Annotated in this window: 14 protein-coding genes; 7 read left to right on the top strand and 7 right to left on the bottom strand. The window is 66.5% G+C overall.

Features of this window, described 5'->3' with window-relative positions; all coding sequences use genetic code 11:
• Positions 1-52: 52 nt before the first annotated feature.
• Both AC3A3Q_RS05030 and AC3A3Q_RS05025 read right to left on the bottom strand, forming a co-directional pair.
• Entirely contained in the window at positions 53-1,717 is a 1,665-nt protein-coding gene (locus AC3A3Q_RS05030) for an MFS transporter (RefSeq protein WP_487585176.1), read from the bottom strand.
• A 14-nt stretch (positions 1,718-1,731) separates the two neighbouring features.
• Positions 1,732-3,189 (bottom strand): DcaP family trimeric outer membrane transporter, encoded by a 1,458-nt coding sequence (locus tag AC3A3Q_RS05025; protein ID WP_487585175.1) that lies wholly within the window; start codon positions 3,187-3,189, stop codon positions 1,732-1,734.
• 220 nt (positions 3,190-3,409) lie between these two features.
• On the opposite strand from AC3A3Q_RS05025, the gene acs reads away from it, so the two are divergent.
• The 5 genes from acs (at position 3,410) to AC3A3Q_RS05000 (ending at position 8,922) form a co-directional block, all read left to right on the top strand.
• The gene (gene acs / locus AC3A3Q_RS05020; RefSeq protein ID WP_487585174.1) at positions 3,410-5,362 is read left to right on the top strand and encodes an acetate--CoA ligase; all 1,953 of its coding nucleotides are present in this window, start codon (positions 3,410-3,412) and stop codon (positions 5,360-5,362) included.
• A gap of 9 nt (positions 5,363-5,371) precedes the next feature.
• Positions 5,372-6,040 carry a response regulator gene (locus AC3A3Q_RS05015; RefSeq protein WP_487585173.1) on the top strand — a complete coding sequence of 223 codons (669 nt, stop codon included), beginning with the start codon at positions 5,372-5,374 and terminating at the stop codon, positions 6,038-6,040.
• Between the two features lie 114 nt (positions 6,041-6,154).
• Positions 6,155-6,985 (top strand): helix-turn-helix transcriptional regulator, encoded by an 831-nt coding sequence (locus AC3A3Q_RS05010; protein WP_487585172.1) that lies wholly within the window; start codon positions 6,155-6,157, stop codon positions 6,983-6,985.
• A 32-nt stretch (positions 6,986-7,017) separates the two neighbouring features.
• A complete protein-coding gene (locus AC3A3Q_RS05005; RefSeq protein ID WP_487585171.1) occupies positions 7,018-7,497 on the top strand; it encodes a VOC family protein in 480 nt (159 codons plus the stop codon).
• Between the two features lie 105 nt (positions 7,498-7,602).
• On the top strand, positions 7,603-8,922 hold the full coding sequence (locus AC3A3Q_RS05000; protein ID WP_487585170.1) for a PQQ-dependent sugar dehydrogenase: 1,320 nt from the start codon (positions 7,603-7,605) through the stop codon (positions 8,920-8,922).
• A gap of 64 nt (positions 8,923-8,986) precedes the next feature.
• On the opposite strand, the gene AC3A3Q_RS04995 is transcribed toward AC3A3Q_RS05000, so the two are convergent.
• From AC3A3Q_RS04995 to cls, 3 genes are all read right to left on the bottom strand, one after another.
• Positions 8,987-12,445, bottom strand: coding sequence for a PAS domain-containing hybrid sensor histidine kinase/response regulator (locus AC3A3Q_RS04995; protein WP_487585169.1), 3,459 nt, complete (start codon positions 12,443-12,445; stop codon positions 8,987-8,989).
• Between the two features lie 147 nt (positions 12,446-12,592).
• Positions 12,593-13,297 carry an NYN domain-containing protein gene (locus tag AC3A3Q_RS04990; RefSeq protein ID WP_487585168.1) on the bottom strand — a complete coding sequence of 235 codons (705 nt, stop codon included), beginning with the start codon at positions 13,295-13,297 and terminating at the stop codon, positions 12,593-12,595.
• Between the two features lie 195 nt (positions 13,298-13,492).
• Positions 13,493-14,914, bottom strand: coding sequence for a cardiolipin synthase (gene cls, locus AC3A3Q_RS04985; RefSeq protein WP_487585167.1), 1,422 nt, complete (start codon positions 14,912-14,914; stop codon positions 13,493-13,495).
• Between the two features lie 269 nt (positions 14,915-15,183).
• On the opposite strand from cls, the gene AC3A3Q_RS04980 reads away from it, so the two are divergent.
• Together AC3A3Q_RS04980 and AC3A3Q_RS04975 are read left to right on the top strand one after the other, a co-directional pair.
• Entirely contained in the window at positions 15,184-16,071 is an 888-nt protein-coding gene (locus tag AC3A3Q_RS04980; protein ID WP_487585166.1) for a helix-turn-helix domain-containing protein, read from the top strand.
• Positions 16,072-16,104: 33 nt separating this feature from the next.
• Positions 16,105-18,963, top strand: a complete 2,859-nt coding sequence (locus AC3A3Q_RS04975; protein ID WP_487585165.1) for a TonB-dependent receptor plug domain-containing protein — start codon at positions 16,105-16,107, stop codon at positions 18,961-18,963.
• Between the two features lie 186 nt (positions 18,964-19,149).
• On the opposite strand, the gene rpmG is transcribed toward AC3A3Q_RS04975, so the two are convergent.
• Together rpmG and rpmB are read right to left on the bottom strand one after the other, a co-directional pair.
• Positions 19,150-19,314 (bottom strand): 50S ribosomal protein L33, encoded by a 165-nt coding sequence (rpmG, locus tag AC3A3Q_RS04970; protein ID WP_200607758.1) that lies wholly within the window; start codon positions 19,312-19,314, stop codon positions 19,150-19,152.
• Positions 19,315-19,327: 13 nt separating this feature from the next.
• Positions 19,328-19,564 carry a 50S ribosomal protein L28 gene (gene rpmB / locus AC3A3Q_RS04965; RefSeq protein ID WP_158731856.1) on the bottom strand — a complete coding sequence of 79 codons (237 nt, stop codon included), beginning with the start codon at positions 19,562-19,564 and terminating at the stop codon, positions 19,328-19,330.
• Positions 19,565-19,787: the final 223 nt, after the last annotated feature.

Here is a 19,787-nt window from a genome sequence, read left to right as displayed (position 1 = left end):
GCCGGCCCAGGGCCGGCGTTGTCGTTACCGCACTACGACGAGAGAGGCAGCGTTACTGCGTGATATCCACGTCCTTCGTCTCGCGCAGGAACAGCGAGCCGATCACGAAGGTCATCAGTGCGATCACGATCGGATACCACAGGCCGTAGTACATGTTGCCGGTGGCCGCGACCAGCGCGAAGGCGATCGTCGGCAGGAAGCCGCCGAACCAGCCATTGCCGATGTGGTACGGCAGCGACATCGAGGTGTAGCGGATGCGGGTCGGGAACAGCTCGACCAGCCACGCGGCGATCGGGCCGTAGACCATCGTCACGTAGATCACCAGGATGGTCAGCACCACCAGCACCATCGGCTTGTTGATGCGCGCGTCGTCCGCCTTCTCCGGATAGTTGCCGGCCTTCAGTGCCGCCTTCAGCTCACCGGTGAACGCATCGCCCTTGGCCTTGCCGTCTTCCTTGCTCAGGCCCGCGCCCTCATAACCGGCCACCTCCACCGAACCGACGGTGACCTTGGCCACAGTGCCGGCCGGCGCTGCGGCGATCGTGTACGGCACGCCCGCCTTGGCCAGCGCCGCGGTAGCGATGTCGCACGAGTTGGTGAAGACCTTCTTGCCGACCGGGTCGAACTGGAACGAGCAGGTGTCCGGATCGGCGTGGACTACGGCCGGTGCATTGGTGCTGGCCTCGGCGATGGCCGGGTTGGCGTAGTGGGTCAGCGCCTTGAACAGCGGGAAGTAGGTCAGCGCGGCGATCAGGCAGCCGGCCATCACGATCTTCTTGCGGCCGATCTTGTCCGACAGCCAGCCGAAGAAGATGAAGAACGGCGTGCCGATCGCCAATGCCGCGGCGATCAGCAGCCAGGTCGTGGTGGCGTCGACCTTCAGCGACTGCGTCAGGAAGTACATCGCGTAGAACTGGCCGGCGTACCACACCACGGCCTGGCCGGCGGTACCGCCGAGCAGGGCCAGCAGCACGATCTTGCCGTTCTTGGTGAAGAAGCTTTCCGTGATCGGGGCCTTGGAGGTCTTGCCCTCGGCCTTCATCTGCTGGAACAGCGGCGACTCGTTGAGCTGCAGGCGGATCCACACCGACACGCCGAGCAGGATGATCGACAGCAGGAACGGAATGCGCCAGCCCCAGGCCTCGAACGCCTCGGTGCCCAGGTACGTGCGAACGCCCAGGATCACCAGCAGCGACAGGAACAGGCCGATCGTCGCGGTGGTCTGGATGAAGCTGGTGTACAGGCCACGCTTGCCGTGCGGGGCGTGCTCGGCCACGTACGTGGCGGCTCCGCCGTACTCGCCACCCAGTGCCAGGCCCTGCAGCAACCGCAGCAGGATCAGGATTGCCGGTGCGGCAAAGCCGATGCTGGCGTAGTTGGGCAGGATGCCGACTAGGAACGTCGACAGGCCCATGATCACGATCGTGACCAGGAACGTGTACTTGCGGCCGATCATGTCGCCGATGCGGCCGAAGAAGATCGCGCCGAACGGTCGCACGGCGAAGCCGGCGGCGAAGGCGAGCAGGGCGAAGATGAAGGCGCTCGTGTCATTGAGGCCGGAGAAGAACTGCTTGGCGATGATCGCCGCGAGCGAACCGTACAGGTAGAAGTCGTACCACTCGAACACGGTGCCAAGGCTGGAGGCGAAGATGACCTTCTTGTGCCCCTGCGTCAGCGATGCGGCAGGTTTGCCGGAGTTTGCGGTGATGGTGGACATGTGCTCGTCGCCCCTTAGAAGTTGTACTTCACGTGCGTCTGCAGGCGATTGAGGTCGCCGCGGTCGCCGTTTTCGAGTTCACGCTGGCCCCAGATCAGCTCGGCACCGAGGTCGAGCTTGGGCAGCGGCGTGTAGATCACGTTGACGTGGCCGGACTGCGCTCCCTTGGTGATGCCAAGGCCGGTGAGCGCGGTGTCCTGGTCGTAGTCGGCGCGCGAATAGAAGATGTTCGTGCGCAGTTTCGGACTGAACACATGGCGCCAGCCGACGAACCCGGCGATCAGGTCGATGTTGTCCAGGTTGCCGGTGGAATCGAGCACGGCGTCGTTGTTGAGCGCCAGGCCGAGGTAACGGCCGATGCCGCTGCCGCCGGTGACCATGTAGCGGATGTCGTCGTTCTTGCCCAGGTTGAACTTGCCCGAGACGCTGATGCCGTAACCCATCTCGTCGGAGTCCTGGTTGAGCGGGCCGTTCTGGAAGGCCAGCTGGCGAACCAGGCCGGCGACGCCGAAGTGGCCCCAATCGCCCTTGAAGGTGTAGCGACCGGTGAGGTCGGGCATCTCGCCGTCGTCGCCCTGCACCTGCGCCATGTTGCCGTTGAACGGCGTGTACACCGTCTCCGGGTTCTCCATCGAGAACGACCACGGGCCGTTGGTGTAGCGCAACTGGGCCTGGCGGACGAACACCGTGCCTTCGGTCGGGCCGAGGAAGTCGACCGTGTCGGGCAGGGCGGCGGTGTCCTGGAAGTTGGTCCAGGTCTGGCCGGCCAGCCAGTTGTTCCATTGCACGTAAGCCTGGCGCAGGGTCAGTGCGTAGGTGTTGGTGGCGATCTCGTTGCCGGTGAACGCAGTGCTGCCGCCACCGAACAGATCGAACTCCAGGTAGGCCTTGAGCTTGTCGCCGCTGTCCAGGTCGGTGTCTGCACCGAACCAGAAGCGCGAGAAGTTCACGCCCATGTCGGTGTCGGAGCCGCCCTCGTCGGTGCGACCGCCGCCGACCGGGATCGCCTTGGGCACGTAGAACAGGCGACCGACCGTGCCGTCGGGAATATCGCCGTCGTTGGTCTGGGTCAGCGAGGCATCGAGCTTGATGAAGCCGCCATAGCTGAAGCGCGTGCCCGGGTTGGCCGTGGCCATGATCGGAGCGGTCTGGATGGTCGGCTTGGCCGGCGCCGGCGGATTCCCGGCGGCGGCACCCGCGGTCACGGCTGCGGCGGGGGCCGCGGCAGTTGCGGGTGCTGTGGCCTGCGCGGTCTTGACCTCGCTGATCTGGCTCTGCTGTTGCTGCTGCTGCGAGACCAGCTGCTTGACCATGGCTTCGAGCTGGGCGACGCGTGCTTCGAGCTCTTTTTCCTTCGCGGTCTGCGCGAATGCCATCCCCGGCAACGCCAGCGCGACCAGCAGGGCGGCGGCGAGCGGGCGGCGACGCACGGTCGCGGCCTTCCTCGTCGGCGACGCAATGATTGCGGACATGATTCCCTCCCAACGGAACGCCGCACCCAATGCGCGGCCTCGGCCAGCCTGCTGGCGCATCGCGCTGCACAACCATTCCCCATTGGTCGTAGGAAAGGCTCGATAACCGCCAATTACGACTATCGTCTACACCCTGCCGGATGAGGCTTTAACAGTGAATGCGGCACACTGGACCGTCCAACGCCAGACACCCCGACAGAACCTTGTCCCGGAGCACGCCATGAACCACCCCGCCGTCGTCCACCCTGTCGATCCCGGATTCGCCGCCAAGTCGCGGGTCACGCGCGAAGCGTACGAGCGCATGTACGCCGAATCGGTGAACCAGCCCGACGCGTTCTGGGGCAAGGTCGCGCAGCGCCTGGACTGGTTCAAGGCGCCCACGAAGGTCAAGGACGTCAGCTTCCAGCTCGACGACTTCCACATCCGCTGGTACGAGGACGGCGAACTCAACGCCAGCGTCAACTGCCTCGACCGCCACCTGGCCCAGCGCGGCGACAAGACCGCGCTGATCTTCGAGCAGGACGATCCGTCGAAGCCGGCCGAGCACATCACCTATCGTGACCTGCATGCACGCGTGTGCAAGCTCGCCAACGCGCTGCGCTCGCTCGGCGTGCGCAAGGGCGACCGCATCACCATCTACCTGCCGATGATCCCGGAAGCGATCGTCTCGATGCTCGCCTGCGCGCGCGTCGGTGCGATCCACTCGGTGGTGTTTGGCGGCTTCGCCCCGAACTCGATCGCCGACCGCGTCGCCGACTGCACCAGCAAGCTGATCATCACCGCCGACGAAGGCCTGCGCGGCGGCAAGAAGGTGCCGCTCAAGGCCAACGTCGATGCGGCGCTGAAGATGCCGGGCACCAATACCGTCGAGACGGTGCTGGTGGTGCGCCACACCGGCTCGGCCGTCGACATGCAGATGCCGCGCGACCGCTGGTACGACGCCGTCGTCGACGGCCAGTCGGAAGAGTGCGCGCCCGAGCGCATGAACGCCGAGGATCCGCTCTTCATCCTCTACACCTCCGGCTCGACCGGAAAGCCAAAGGGCGTGCTGCACACCACCGCCGGCTACCTGGTTTACGCCAGCTACACCCACGAGATGGTGTTCGACCTGCGCGACGACGACATCTACTGGTGCACCGCCGACGTCGGTTGGGTCACCGGCCACAGCTACATCGTCTACGGGCCGCTTTCCAATGGTTCTACAGCGGTCGTGTTCGAAGGCGTGCCGAACTATCCGAGCGTGTCGCGCTTCTGGGAAGTGATCGACAACCACAAGGTCAGCATCTTCTACACCGCCCCGACCGCGATCCGCGCGCTGATGCGCGACGGCGACGAGCCGGTGAAGAAGACCTCGCGCGCCTCGCTGCGCCTGCTCGGCACGGTCGGCGAGCCGATCAACCCCGAGGCCTGGCGCTGGTACTACGAGGTGGTCGGCGATTCCCGTTGCCCGGTCGTGGACACCTGGTGGCAGACCGAAACCGGCGGCATCCTGATCACCCCGCTGGCCGGCGCGATCGACCTCAAGCCGGGCTCGGCGACCAAGCCTTTCTTCGGCGTGCAGCCGGCGCTGGTCGATGCCAACGGCAAGCTGCTCGAAGGCGAGGCCGAGGGCAACCTGGTCCTGCTCGATTCCTGGCCGGGCCAGATGCGGACCGTCTACGGCGACGACCAGCGCTTCATCGACACCTACTTCCGCACCTACCCTGGCATGTACTTCACCGGCGACGGTTGCCGCCGCGATGCCGACGGCTACTACTGGATCACCGGCCGCGTCGACGACGTGATCAACGTAAGCGGTCATCGCATCGGCACGGCCGAGGTCGAAAGCGCGCTGGTCTCGCACCCGAAGGTGGCCGAGGCGGCGGTGGTCGGCTTCCCGCACGACATCAAGGGCCAGGGCATCTATGCCTACGTCACCCTGATCGCCGGCGAGGCTCCGACCGAAGCGCTGCACAAGGAACTGATCGCGCACGTGCGCAAGGAGATCGGACCGATCGCCACGCCCGATCACCTGCAGTGGGCGCCGGGCCTGCCGAAGACGCGCTCGGGCAAGATCATGCGCCGCATCCTGCGCAAGATCGCCGAAAATGCTCCAGACCAGCTCGGCGACACCAGCACACTGGCCGACCCGAGCGTCGTGGAAAGCCTGGTCAACGAACGTCGCGTGCCCTGACCCAGGCGCATGACCACCCTGCTGATCGCCGACGACCACCCGCTGTTCCGCGAGGCACTGCGCGGCGCGGTCGCGCGCGTGCTGCCTGAAGCGCAACTGCGCGAGGCCGACAGCGTCGATGCGCTGTACACGCTGGTCGAGGCCGAGCCTGATGCCGACCTGTTGCTGCTCGATCTGAACATGCCCGGCGCGCAGGGTTTCAGTGCGCTCGTGCACCTGCGTGCGCTGCATCCGCAGTTACCCATCGTGGTCGTGTCGGCGCGCGAGGAGCCCACCGTCATGCGCCGCGCGCTCGACCACGGCGCGGTCGGCTTCATTCCCAAGTCGGCCGACGCGGCGACGCTCGGCGAGGCGATCACGCGCGTGCTCGATGGCGACCGCTGGGCACCGGCGGCGGCCTTGTCCGCGCCGGCCGCGCACGCCGACGAGCACGACGCCGCACAGCGCCTGCGCGACCTCACGCCGCAACAGTTCCGCGTGTTGCAGATGCTCGGCTCCGGGCTGCTCAACAAGCAGATCGGCTATGAGCTGGGCGTGTCGGAGGCGACGGTGAAGGCCCACGTCACCGCGATCCTGCGCAAGCTCGGCGCGAGCAACCGCACCCAGGCCGTACTGATCGCCGGCCGCCTCGCCCTGGACCCCAGCGCCATAGTTCCGCCGCCGGAAGAGGCGGAGTAGCCGGCCTCTCACCCCGTCATTCCCGCGAAGGCGGGAACCCAGCGTCGTCGCCTCTGCCGTCAGCCGGGATCCAGTTGCCCTTGCCTTCGTCTCCACGGGTGTACTCTCCGCCCCATGAGCCTCCGCCGCCCGCACCCGGCCCTGCGACCGTACGTAGAAGCGGTCTGGGCCACTGCTGCACCCGTGCAACCGGCAGCGCCGCGCGAGCACGTGCTCCCCTGCAACGGCATGCACCTTGCGATTCGCCTCGATGGCCCGCTGCGCCTGTATCGCGACGCCGGCGACCTGCACGGCGAGACCGTATCCGCCGCGGTCGTGGCTGGCGCGCGCGCCGGTTTCTACGTCAAGGACACCACGCAACCCTCGCGATCGGTCGGCGTGATCCTGCGACCGGGTGCAACGCAGGCCCTGTTCGGCTGCGATGCCGACGAACTGGCTGCCAGCCACACGTCCCTCGACGCGTTGTGGGGCGCCGCCGCAAGCCGGCTTCATGAAGCGCTGCTCGAATGCGACGACGAAATGCATCAGCTCGAGCTGATGCAAAGCGCACTGTTCGCGCGCCTTCGCCCGGCGCGGGCGATGCACCCTGCGATTGCCCAGGCGATGCAGGGCCTCGGGCAGCGCGCCCCCGTCGCATCCCTGGCCCAGGCCAGCGGATTGAGCCATCGCCACCTGCTGGCGCGCTTCCGCGCGGCGACCGGCCTTGCGCCAAAGGCCTATGCCCGTGTGCTGCGATTCCGCCATGCGCTGCGGCTGCTCGCGCGCGGCCAGCCCCTGGCCGACATCGCCATCGACGCCGGCTACAGCGACCAGGCGCACTTCAACCGCGAGTTCCGCGAGCTGTCCGGGATGACGCCGCAGGCGTACAAGCGGGCGCCGGTGCGCGGCCAGGCCCATGTAGCCATGGTCAATTTCCTTCAAGACGCGGGCGCCGGCCCGACCTAAGGTCCATGCACACCCACTGCAGCGAGACCGCCATGTCCACCCGCGAACTGTTTGCCTACCTGTGCGTCCGCGATGCGCAATCGGCCATCGACTTCTACCGCGATGTCTTCGGCGCCAGCGAAACCCTGCGCCTGGTCGACGCCGGCGGCCGCATCGGCCATGCCGAAGTATCGATCGCGGGCACGACGCTGATGTTGTGCGAGGAGTATCCCGAGTACGACATCCTCGCGCCGGACCCGGCCGCTTCCAGCAGCGTGACCCTGCATGTACATGTCGACAATGCCGACGAAGTGATCGCGCATGCGGTATCGGCCGGGGCAACGGTGGTGATGCCTGCCCGCGACCAGTTCTACGGCGAACGCTCCGGCGTCGTGCGCGATCCCTTCGGCCACCGCTGGAACATCGGCCACAGCATCGAGGACGTGACGCCGCAGGAGATGCAGCGCCGCTTCATCGCGTTGACCGCAGGACCGTGCGACCAAGACGTCTCCACGCCGTCTCGACAGATCTGAACGATCGCCACGGCGCCCGGACCGTTATCACTCCGGCACGACGACGGCCGGCGTAGTGCTTGCAGCTGATCCACAGTCGGCAATGGAGGTTGGATGCACCCGTCAATGCGTCGTGCCACCTGCCTCGGCCTGGCTGCCACGCTGTCTGCGTGCGCCGGCCAGGCCTCGCTGAAGTCGGGCGAGGACACCGGACCCGATCCGGTGATCGCCGAACCCGCGCCGTCGGCCATTCCGACCGTGAACATCGCGCCTGCCGAAGGATGGGCGGCGAACACCACGCCCACGGCCGCCAGCGGCCTCAAGGTCACCGCATTCGCCAGCGGCCTCGATCATCCACGCTGGTTGTATGTACTGCCCAACGGCGACGTGCTGGTCGCCGAATCCAATGCACCGCCGGGGCGCTCGGGCATCGGCGGAATCAAGGGCAAGATCATGGGCGCGGTGAAGAAGCGCGCCGGCGGCGCGGTGCCAAGCCCGAACCGCATCACCCTGTTGCGCGACAGCAACGGCGACGGCGTCGCCGAAACCCGCAGCGTCTACGCCAGCGACCTCAGCTCGCCGTTCGGCATGGCACTGGTCGGCGACACGCTTTACATCGCCAACACCGACTCACTCGTGCGCGCGCACTACACCGCCGGTGAAACGCGCCTTGCGGTGGCACCGGAGAAAGTCGCCGACCTTCCCGGCAAGGCCGGCGACAAGTTCAACCACCACTGGACCAAGAGCCTGCTGCCGGCACCCGACGGCAGCCGCTTCTACGTAGGCGTCGGCTCCAACAGCAACATCGCCGAGAACGGCATGGACGCCGAAGCCAATCGCGCGGCGGTTCTCGAGCTGGATGCGAACGGCGGCAGCCAGCGCGTCTATGCCAGCGGCCTGCGCAATCCGGTGGGACTGGCGTGGGAGCCGCGCAGTGGCCAGCTGTGGGCCGTCGTCAACGAGCGCGACGAGCTTGGCAACGATCTCGTTCCTGACTACCTCACCCGCGTCGACAGCGGCGCCTTCTATGGCTGGCCCTACAGCTACTTCGGCCAGCACGTCGACACGCGCGTGAAGCCGCAGCGTCCCGACCTGGTGGCCACCGCGCGCCGCCCGGACTACGCACTGGGCTCGCATGTCGCCCCGCTCGGCCTGACGTTCGCAAGCGGTGATGCGCTGGGGAGCGATTACGCCGAGGGCGCCTTCATCGGCCTGCACGGCTCGTGGAACCGCAAGCCGCTCAACGGCTACAAGGTGGTCTTCGTCCCGTTCCGCGACGGCATGCCAAGCGGCGCGATGCGTGACGTGCTCAGTGGCTTCCTCGACGACGCCGGCAACGCGCGCGGGCGACCGGTCGGCGTTGCGATCGACAAGAGCGGCGCACTGCTGGTCGCCGACGACGTAGGCAACGTGATCTGGCGTGTAACCCGCGCCGCTCCCCAGTAGGAGCGAGCTTGCTCGCGACCCGCCTGGCCGGCGGCGTCATCGCAGATCGCGAGCAAGCTCGCTCCTACACCGGCACCACCTGCCGCTGCGCCGCCAGGAACGCGCGCAGTGACGCCGGCTTCACCGGCTTGGTCAGCACCCGGCAGCCGCGTTCGCGCGCGGCAAGCTTGAGCGCATCGCTGCCATCGCCGGTAAGCAATGCCGCCGGCAGGCTGCGGCCGCACTGGACGCGCAGTTCGTCGATCACGCCCAGGCCGTCGAGCCGGTCATGCAGGTGATAGTCCACCAGGGCCACGTCCGGGCATTCGACCAACAGCGCCAGCGCCTCGTCGGCGTTGGCAGCGGTCAGCGCCGTCACGCCCCAGCGCTGCAACAGGCTGCGCATGCCGTCGAGGATCTCGCGGTCGTTGTCCACGCACAGCACGCGCAGGCCGGCCAGTGAGTCGCCGCCGACCATCAGGTGCGGCTCCGGCAGCGGCGCGGCGTACATCGCCCGCCCGAACGGCACGGTGATCGAGAACACGCTGCCAACCCCGATCCGCGAACGCACGCGCAGCGGATGCTCGAGCGTGCGCGCGATGCGCTGGCAGATCGACAGGCCCAGCCCGAGGCCGCGCTCGCCACCGGCGCCCGGCGTATCGAAGCGGCGGAACTCGTCGAAGATCTGTGCCAGGTGGAACTCGGAAATGCCGGGGCCGGTGTCCCAGACCTGCAGCTCGACCGCGCCTTCGCGCACGCGTGCGGCGATCAGCACGCCACCTTCGCGCGTGTAACGCAGAGCATTGGCCAGGAAGTTCTGCAGGGCGCGGCGCAGCAGGCGGCGGTCGCTGCGCACAGGTCGCGGCCGATCCGGCGCGCGCACGCGCAACTGCAGCCCACGGCCGGACGCAACCGGCGCGTACTGCGCAACCAGTTCGCGCAGCAGCTCGTTGACATCGAAGTCGACGATTTCCACGCGCAGGGCGCCGGCATCCAGGCGCGAAATATCAAGCAGGCCGTCGAGCAGGTCTTCGGCCGCGCGCAGTGATGCGTCGACGCGTTCGGCCAGGCGAGCCTGCTCGGCCGGCTCCGGTGTCTCGCGCAGGGCGCTGGCGAACAGCCGCGCCGCATTGAGAGGTTGCAGCACGTCGTGGCTGATCGCGGCAAGAAAGCGCGTCTTCGACTGCTGCGCCGATTCGGCTTCGCGAGTACGCAGTTCGACGCGCTGTTCGAGCGTCTCGTTCACTTCGCGCAGTCCCTGTTCGGCGCGCTTGTAGTCGGTCACGTCGCTGTAGGTGGTGACGTAGCCGCCGGGCAGCGGCCGCCCGCGCATCTCGATGACCTGGCCGTTGGCGCGCACGCGCTCGAACACGTGCGGCGCGCCGGCACGCAGGTGCGCGAGCCGGCGCTGCACCTGTGCCTCGGTCGGACCCGGGCCCATCTCGCCACGCTCGGCGTTCCAGCGGATCAGGTCGCTGACCGGGCGGCCGACGTAGAGCATGCCGTCGGGATACTCGAACAGCTCCTGGTAGCGGCGATTCCACGCCACCAAACGCATCTCGGCATCGACCACGCTGACGCCCTGGCTGATGTTCTCCAGCGTCGTCGACAGGATCTGGCGGTTGAAGCGAAGTTCCTGGTTGGCCTCGTCCAGCAGCGCGACCACTTCGCCCAGCTCCATGCCCGAACCGCGCAGGGCGGTCGTCAGGGTCAGTCGCGCCGAGGCCGCACCAATCGCCGACGCCAGCAGGCGCTCGGTGAACTGCGCCAGCGCGCGGTCGGCGGGTTGGGCGGGTTGCCACGGGTGGCCCTGCTGCTGCGCGTACTCCTCGAAGGCGCGGCGGGCGTGGCGCTCGCCGACGATGCGCTCGGCCAACGCCAGCAGTTCGCTGCCGCGCACGCTGCCGGCCCAGCCGCCCGGGCCGAGCGCGGGGCGCTGCACGTAGGGGTCGAGGTAAGGCGATGCCAGCAACTGTTCCTGCAGGCGCGGTCGTTGTCGCACCGACACGAACAGGAACACGCCGACGTTGAACAGCAGCGACCAGAACGTGCCATGGGTCAGCGGGTCCCAGCCGTGCAGGCCGAACAGCTGCTCCGGTTGCAGCCAGGCCACGCCGAGCGGGCCATGCTCGAGCCAGCCCGAGCCGAACCACCCACCGCGCGCCAGCGCCGGCAGCAGCAGCGTGTACAGCCACAGCACGGTGCCGGCGAACAGGCCGGCGAAGGCGCCGGAGCGACTGGCGCCGCGCCAGTACAGCCCGCCGATCAGCGCCGGCGCGAACTGCGCGACCGCAGCGAACGCGAGCAGGCCGTGCTGGGCGAGCGTGTCCTCACCGGCACGCCCGTAATAGGCCGAGCCGCGGTGATACGCGTACGCCATCATCGCCAGCGCGACGATGGTGATGCGCCGCACCCACAGCACCTGGCGGCCGATGCCCTGGCCTTCGTGCAACGCGCCGCTGCGCAGCAGCAGCGGTACGATCAGGTCGTTACTGACCATCGTCGCCAGGGCGACGCTGGCCACGATGACCATGCCGGTGGCGGCCGAGAAACCGCCGATGTAGACGATCAGCGCCAGCGAATCCTGTTTCAGCGCCAGCGGCAGCGCCAGCACGTAAGTGTCCGGCGATGCACCGGTGCCGGCGAGCAGGGCCTGGCCGGTGAGCGTGATCGGCACCACCAGCAGCGAGATCAGCACCAGGTAGCCGCCGAACATCCAGCGTGCCGAGCGCAGGTCGGACGGATCCTGGCATTCGACGACTGCGACGTGGAACTGGCGCGGCAGGCAGACGATCGCGGCGAAGGCGAGCAGGGTCTGGGCGACGAAGCCGGCCGGCACGCCGGGTGCTGTTACTACACTGGCCGCCTGCACCATGCGTTCGGGCAGCGAGCCGAAGCCGGGCAGGTGGAACAGCGCGAACAGGCCGATCGCCAGGAACGCCAGCAGCTTCACCAGCGATTCCAGCGCCACCGCCAGCACCATGCCGCGATGGTGCTCGGTCGCATCGATCTGGCGCGTGCCGAACAGGATCGCGAACACCGCCAGCAGCAGGGCGACATAGAACGCCGGGTCGTGCAGCAGGCCGGCATTGCTGGGCACGCCGGCCAGCACTTCCACGCTCATCGCCACCGCCTTGAACTGCAGGGCGACGTACGGAACGGCCGCGGTCAGCGCCACCGAAGCCACCAGCGCCGCCAGCCCGGGCGCGCGACCGTAGCGCGAGGACAGGAAATCGGCGATGGAGACGATGCGGTTCTGACCCGAAATCAGCACCAGCCGCTCGAGGATGCGCCAGCCGAAGGCCAGCATCAGCAGCGGACCCAGGTAGATCGGCAGGAAGCCCATCCCGGTGCGGGCCGCCGTGCCCACCGCGCCGTAGAACGTCCACGACGAGCAGTACACCGCCAGCGCCAGCGAGTACACGGCCGGCCGCATCCAGCGCGCCTTGGGCGTGAAGTCGCGCTGGTCGCCGTAATAGGCGACCACGAACAGCACGCCGACATAACCGGCCGACACCAGCAGCAGAATCCAGCCTGGGATCACGGCGCGCCTCGCGTTGTCCAACACGTTGTCTAACGGGGCGAGTGTAGAACGCCGGGCGCGGCGCTGTCGTCCCTGCGGCGAGACTTTAGTCTGTGTGCGCCGGGCCGCCGGCCGCCGGTAAGGCGCTCGCAGTAACGCAAACCATCCTCACCAGTGCGGCGGCCTGTCGATGGGCTTCTTGCGGGTGGGTACGCGCGATGGCAGCTGGCAGGCCTCCAGCTCGTCATCGCGCAGGTGGTGCCGCGTCCAATGAGCATGCGCCGCTAGCGAGGTCAGCGCGTTGCGGTGCCCTCGCATGCCGTCGGGCGCGTGACGTGGGGTTACCACACCTACCGTCAGCTCGGAGAAGTCCGCACGCACCGCACGTAGGACCGGCTCGGCGTCGCTGTCGTTCGAGAAGATCACCTGCTGCTGAAATCTCCCGGAACAGGCGTCGCGGTACATGGCCAGCGCCAGGTTCACGTCCGTTTGCTTCTCTTCAATCTTCCAGACTCGAACACGGTCATTGCGGTCATAAGGCGAGCCAGCGACGTAACGAGGAACCAGGGTCCCGCCTTGATCCACGGAATGGGTGCCAAGTGCGAGAGTCAGACGGCGCGGATTCCGCTGCAGCAGAGCGCGATGGTAGGCCTGCTGAGCCTGCATCGAAGCCTGTCCGTGACTCGCGAAGCGAGCCATGCACGGCGCGCTGAAATAGCGCACGAGGGCGACCTCGGAGGCGGGGTCGTGTTCGCGAAGCAGGCGATCGGAAAGGGCGACCACGTCCAGCCACTTGAACGCAGTGCCGCGAAGGCGGCCGTAGTACAGGTTGTAGCCATCGATGTAGACAGCAGTGGTCGTTGTGGTGAACATGCGCCGGCTTCCTTGCGGGCATGAAAAAACCGCCTTGCGGCGGTTTTCTCGTCCCAAGCCGTGGGGCCAACTCAATGACGACGGCGAGGGCGGGGTGGTGCCCAGATTGGACACCAGTTGCCCGACCTACGTCAACTCGGTCCGCTTTCGACTAGTGGGAGCTGAACCGCTGAGTGCGCAATGGAACGACCTCGCTTAGATCAGCGAGTCCGCCAGCCGCGAAATCCCCTCCACGCTGCGCCGCCAGCGCGGCCGCGCCCGCCACGACGCCAGCTCGAGGATCTCCGAGTCCGCCAGGTACTCGGCCTCGATGCCACGCAGGCGCTCGACCACGGCGCGGTCGTAGCACAGCAGCCCGACCTCGGCGTTGAGCGCGAAGGAGCGGATGTCGAGGTTGATCGAACCGATCAGGGCGATGTCCTCGTCGACGCTGAGGTGCTTGGCATGCAGGAAGTGCGGCCGGTACAGCGCGATGCGGACGCCGGCCTCCAGCAATTCCTCGTAGTAGGACCGCTGCGCCCAGCGCGTGAGGTTCTGGTTGTTGCTCCGCGACAGCACCAGCTGCACCTGCACGCCCGACAACGCGGCCAGGTGCAGTGCGCCGAGTGTCACATCGTCGGGAACGAAGTAGGGCGTGGTCAGCACGACTTGCCGGCGCGCGTGCTGGATCAGCGCGACCACGACGTTGCGCGCATTCTGGAATGGATACGCCGGCCCGCCCGGCAACAGTTGCGCGGGCGCGGCACCGGTACCGGCGTAGTCGCCATCGGCGGTCAGGCGCTCGCCGGTCTCGATCAGCCAGTCGCTGGCGAACAGCCCCGCCATCTGCCGCACCGCCGGACCCATCACGCGGGCGACCAGTTCTCGATTGGGGCAACCCGGGACGAACCCCGGCTCGGCCAGGTTCTGCGAACCGACATACCCCACGCGGCGATCGATCACAGCCAGCTTGCGATGGTTGCGCAGGTCCATGCGCGACAGACTGCGCCAGGCCAGTCCCCCGGCGAGCATCGCGCGGACATCGACGCCGGCCTCCCGCAACGGCTTGGCGAACGCGCGCAAGCCAGGCTTGGCACCGACCGCGTCGAGCAGCAACCGGCAGCGCACACCGCGCGACGCGGCGCGCCTGAGCGCGTCGGCGACCGCGCTGCCGACACGGTCGTCGAACATCAGGTAGTAGAGCAGGTGCACTTCCTCGCGAGCCCCATCGATGTCCGCGAGCAACGCTGCCAGTGAGTGTTCGTAGTCGTCGAGCAGTTCGATGCCATTGCCATGGGTGGGCATGAAGTCCCCCAGGCGTTCGGCAAGCCGTGGAATGTCCGCGCTGGCGTCGCCTTCACCGCCCGGTGGTAGCCAGCGCCATTCGCGCAGGCTGTCCTGGCGCTCGCGGATCACTGCCGATGCCAGCGCCTGGCGCTCGCGTCGTTGCCGCGCCAGCCACGGATGGCCGAGCACCAGGTACAACGGCAACCCGAGCAGGGGGACGAAGCCGACCAGCAGCAGCCAGCTGCGCGCGGCCGCCGGCGGGCTGCGCACCGGAATCCAGGCCAGGGCCGCCAGGCGGATCAGCCAGTCCAGGAAGAACAGCCAGTAGCCGGCGTGCAGGTCGAAGGGCATGGCGGCATTGGAGCATGCGCGTGTGATGGCGGCATCGCCGTCGCCACGCGCGATCGGACGCGCGTGCGGGATCTGCCTGTGCCACCTGGCACATCGTGGCGGTCACTTTAAGAAGTTTCTTATGTACTCATTGGTCACGCCAAGTGAGCCTGAATGCCCTCACACGTAAGTCAGGTCTTATGGAACGAACAAAGTGGGCGGATCGCGGTCAGCTGTTGCGGATTGGTCCGGCCGAAGGCCAATGGGCACGGTGCGTCGGTGCCTCGCGCATGGGTAGCGTGGAACTGACGAGCCAGGATCTCTCGATCTGGGTGCAGATGCGGGCTGGCTCGTGGGTGGAAGCCAAGGAAGGCCGGTTCTACCTTCGCACCGGTGACTGGATCGCATTCGCGAAGGATTCGATGCCGCAGATCCAGCCCGACCAGAACGGCATCTGCATCGGCCTCACCATCGCCGAGGACGCGCTGCGCGCGATGAGCCGCTTCTCCGACTTTGGTCTTTACGTGGGGCGCGGACGTCTCAAACCCGAGCAGGCCAGGTTGGTGGCGCGGATGTGGTACCGGGCCTCGCGCAACATCGACAACGACAGCCGCAGTGGCCGCATCCAGGCGCCATTGCGCTCGATGCTGCTGTTCCTGCAGGAGGTCCAGTCCGAGTACGGCGATCGCCTGGGCCTGTGCCCGGGCGCGTCGCTCGGACGCAAGCGGCAGGTGTTCGAGCGCATGCAGCGCGCCAGCCTGTACCTGGAGGGGCACTGCCACCGCATCGTCCGCATCAGTGAACTTGCCGAACGCACGCGCTTCTCGACCTGGTACTTCTCCAAGTTGTTCCACAAGCTGTATGGAGAAAGTCCACTGGCAGCGTCAGCGCGCATGCGTCTGGATCACGCCGCCAGCCTGCTTGCGTCCACCCTGATGACGATCGGCGAAGTCGGCGCCGCCAGTGGTTTCGACAACAGCTGCAGCTTCGCCAGAAGCTTCCGCGCGCGGTTCGGCATGACCGCTTCGGAATACCGTGCTGCGCGACGTGACGCCGACCTTGTGCTGCAAAGGCGACGCGTTTCCGGCGCAAAAGACGGTGGCGCAACGGGCGGAACGGTCAGGTCGATGCGGGAAAACGTGATCAAAAACTCCGGAATAAGGTTGGTACGCGTTTAACGCGTCGATAACAGCCCCCCGGAGAAGTCATACATGGAACACCGCAACCTGCGCACCGCGGTGCGCGCCGGCATCCTGCCGGCAAGCATCGCGATCGCTTTGGCGCCGGCACTCGCCGGCGCACAGGAAACAACTGAAAAGGGCGCCAAGACGCTCGACAAGATCGAAGTCACCGGATCGCGCATCAAGCGCGCGGACATAGAGACATCGCAGCCGATCTTCTCGCTGAACCGGGAGGAGATCAGCGCACAGGGGCTGACGACGATCGGTGATGTGATCCAGCGCATCAGCGCCAGCGGCTCGACGCTCAATTCCAGCTACAACAATGGCGGCAATGGCGAGAGTCGCGTCAGCCTGCGCAATCTTGGCCCCGAGCGCACTCTCGTACTGGTAAACGGAAAGCGTTGGGTAGGCGGAACAGGGCTTGGCGGCGCGGTCGACCTCAATACGATTCCGACAGCGGCAGTGGAGCGCATCGAAGTCCTGAAAGACGGCGCCTCGACGATCTACGGGTCCGACGCCATCGCCGGCGTCGTCAACGTGATCCTGCGCAAGAACTTCGATGGCGCCGAAGCCAACGCCTACTTCGGGCAATACGACAAGGGCGATGGCACTCGCCAGGCCTACGATTTCACTATCGGGTCCTCCGGTGACCGCTGGAGCGCGATGCTGGGTGTCGGCTACGTCAAGGAGGAGCCGGTCTTCGCCGGAGATCGCGCGATCTCCGCGACACCGTTCTATGGCGCCACTCCGGGAACCGGCAACAGTTCGAGCACGCCCGCCGGCCGCTTTGGCATCCTCGGTTCCAGCAACGGCAATGCAACCGCGGTACGTCCCGACGGGAAGCCAGGCTACCTGGTCGCGACAGGACCCGGGCCGCGCGACTGGCGTCCCTACACAACGGCTGACTCATACAACTTCGCGCCGTCGAACTACCTGCGCACGCCGCAGGAACGGACCTCATTGTTCGCGAGCGGCACGCTGAACGTGACCGACAACGTCCGGTTCAAGGTCGCCACGACCTACAACGAACGCGAATCGGCCCAGCTACTGGCTGCTGGCCCGCTGGTCCTTGGTCGCAGCAGCCCCGGTTCGCTGGCCGAGAACATCGTCGTCAGCTCCAGGAGCATCTATAACCCTTATGGGCGCGACCTCAGCTATATCCAGCGCCGCGCAACCGAGACCAACGGTCGCCTCTTTCGCCAGGACGTCAACACCTTCGCCTTCAATGGCAACTTCGAAGGCGACTTCCAGGCCGGCGAAAACCTGTACTCCTGGGAGGCAGGCTACCTTTACGGCGAGAACAACCAGAAGGACACCGAAACCGGTCTGTTCGACGTGCGCGCGCTGCGCAACGGCCTGGGCCCGTCGTTCCGCGACGCGCGTGGCGTGGCGCACTGCGGCGCGCCGGGCGCGGAGATTTCCGGATGTGTTCCGCTGAACTTCCTTGGTGCCGGTACCCTCACCAAGGACATGCTGCAGTACGCAAGCTTCACCGGCATCAACAGCTTCGGCTATACGTTGAAGAACTACTACGCCAACATCGGCGGCGAGCTGTTCCCGCTCCAGGGAGGCAAGGCTGCCTTCTCCTTCGGCGCCGAGCATCGCACCGAATCCGGCTTCGACCAGCCTGATCCGATCACCGCGTCTGGCAACAGCACCGGCAACAACCGCAACGCGACGTCCGGCGGCTACAGCGTGGACGAAGCCTATCTGGAGTTGAATTTGCCGTTGCTGGCGGACCTTCCGGGCGCCAGGTTGCTTGAGGTCAATGCCGCGACGCGTTACTCGGACTACAGCACGTTTGGCGGCACGCTCAACAGCAAGTTCGGCTTCAAGTGGAAGCCCTTCGACGACCTGCTCTTGCGCGGTAACTACAGCGAGGGGTTCCGCGCGCCGTCTATCAGTGAGCTGTACTCGGGTGTCAGCGACACGTTCGAACGTGTCGGCGATCCGTGCGCAGGCATCGTCGGGGGAACTGCCCAGCGGCCGCCTGCGTCCTGCGCCGGTGTCCCCGCCTACGATCAGGCCAATCCTCAGATCCGCACGACCAACGGCGGAAACTCGAAGCTGGGTCCGGAAACCTCGATCAGCAAGACGCTTGGGTTCGTCTACAGCCCGAGCTACGTCGAGGGCCTCGGGATTGCCCTGGACTGGTGGAATGTCAGGATTGATAACGCGATCTTCAGCCAGACCGCTCAGGAAGTGCTGAACCGCTGCTACCTCGCCCGCGATCCATCGGCGTGTGCGCTCACGCAGCGTGCGAGCGATGGCCAGATCTCCAACCTGCACGTCACGTCTTTGAACGTGGGCACGTACGAAGTCGAAGGTTACGATTTCAACGTCGCGTACCAGTTGCCGACGACGAAGTTCGGCAAGCTCGGGTTCGCCTGGGACAGCACGTACATGACCAAGTTCAACGTCGACGTCAACGGCGACGGCGTGGTGTCGGACGATCCGGTGTCGGGAGAGGGCGGAAACCGCGTCGGTGAGTACAGGAATCGCGACAACCACTGGCGCATCCGTTCCAATCTCGCAACGAACTGGACGTACGGCGATTACGGCCTGACAGCGAACCTGCGCTACTACTCGAGCCAGACGGAGAGTTGCGCAACGCTGTCGGTGTCGTCGACGCAGATTCCGTTGCTGTGTTCGGATCCGGGCCGCATTACCGCGGCCGGCGCGCGACCGGAGAACAAGATCCCCAGCGTGACCTACACCGACGTCAGCGCCTTCGTGAACGTTCCCTGGAACGCGCGCATCACGGTGGGCATCAACAACCTCTTCGATCGCGATCCGCCGCGCTCGGCGACTGCGTCGGCCAACAGCTACGACCCGCAGTACGAAGTGCCTGGCCAGTTCTTCTACATGCGCTACTCGCAGAAGTTCTGAATCTCCTCGGTGTGAATGCACCTTACGGCCCCGCAAGGGGCCGTTTTTTTGTCCGGGAGATTCGGACGCGCAAAGAAAAAGCCCGCCTTGCGGCGGGCTTTTTTTGGAGCTTGAAGGCGCTGGATCCCCGCCTGCGCGGGGATGACCTTCTGACAAAGCCACGCGCGCAGCGCGTGGGTCAGAAGGTCACTTGATCTTGCCTTCCTTGTAGTTCACGTGCTTCCGAACGACGGGGTCGTACTTCTTGACCTCCATCTTGTTCGGGGTGTTCTTCTTGTTCTTGTCGGTCGTATAGAAATGACCGGTGCCGGCAGAAGAGATCAGGCGGATCTTGTCGCGCTTGGAAGCCATGGTTCGATCCTCCTCAGATCTTTTCGCCGCGGGCGCGCAGGTCGGCGAGAATGGCGTCGATGCCATTCTTGTCGATGGTGCGCAGGGCGGCACTGGAAACACGCAGCTTCACCCAACGGTTCTCGGAAGCGACCCAGAAGCGGCGCTCGTGGAGGTTGGGGAGAAAGCGGCGGCGGGTCTTGTTCATGGCATGCGAGACGTTGTTGCCAGTCGTCGTTCGCTTACCGGTTACTTGGCATACACGGGCCATACGCACCTCGAAAGGTTATGGTGCTTCCCTTGGCCAGGGAGGCGGCGGCCCCTCCGCTGTCACACCGGGGTGTGGGCGGTGCGCGATACGGGTAGGAAATTCTCGCGGCACGAGGCGGGCCGGAATCGCGCTTCCGGGGTCCGCCCGGTCTTACCCCTAAAGGCAAGCCGGACGCAGCGAGCCGCGCATTATGCACGCGAAAAGCAGGGCGGGCAAGTAGTTA

It is taken from the genome of Lysobacter sp. Soil_C_59 (assembly GCF_057656415.1).
This window is presented reverse-complemented; position numbering and strand designations above follow the sequence as displayed.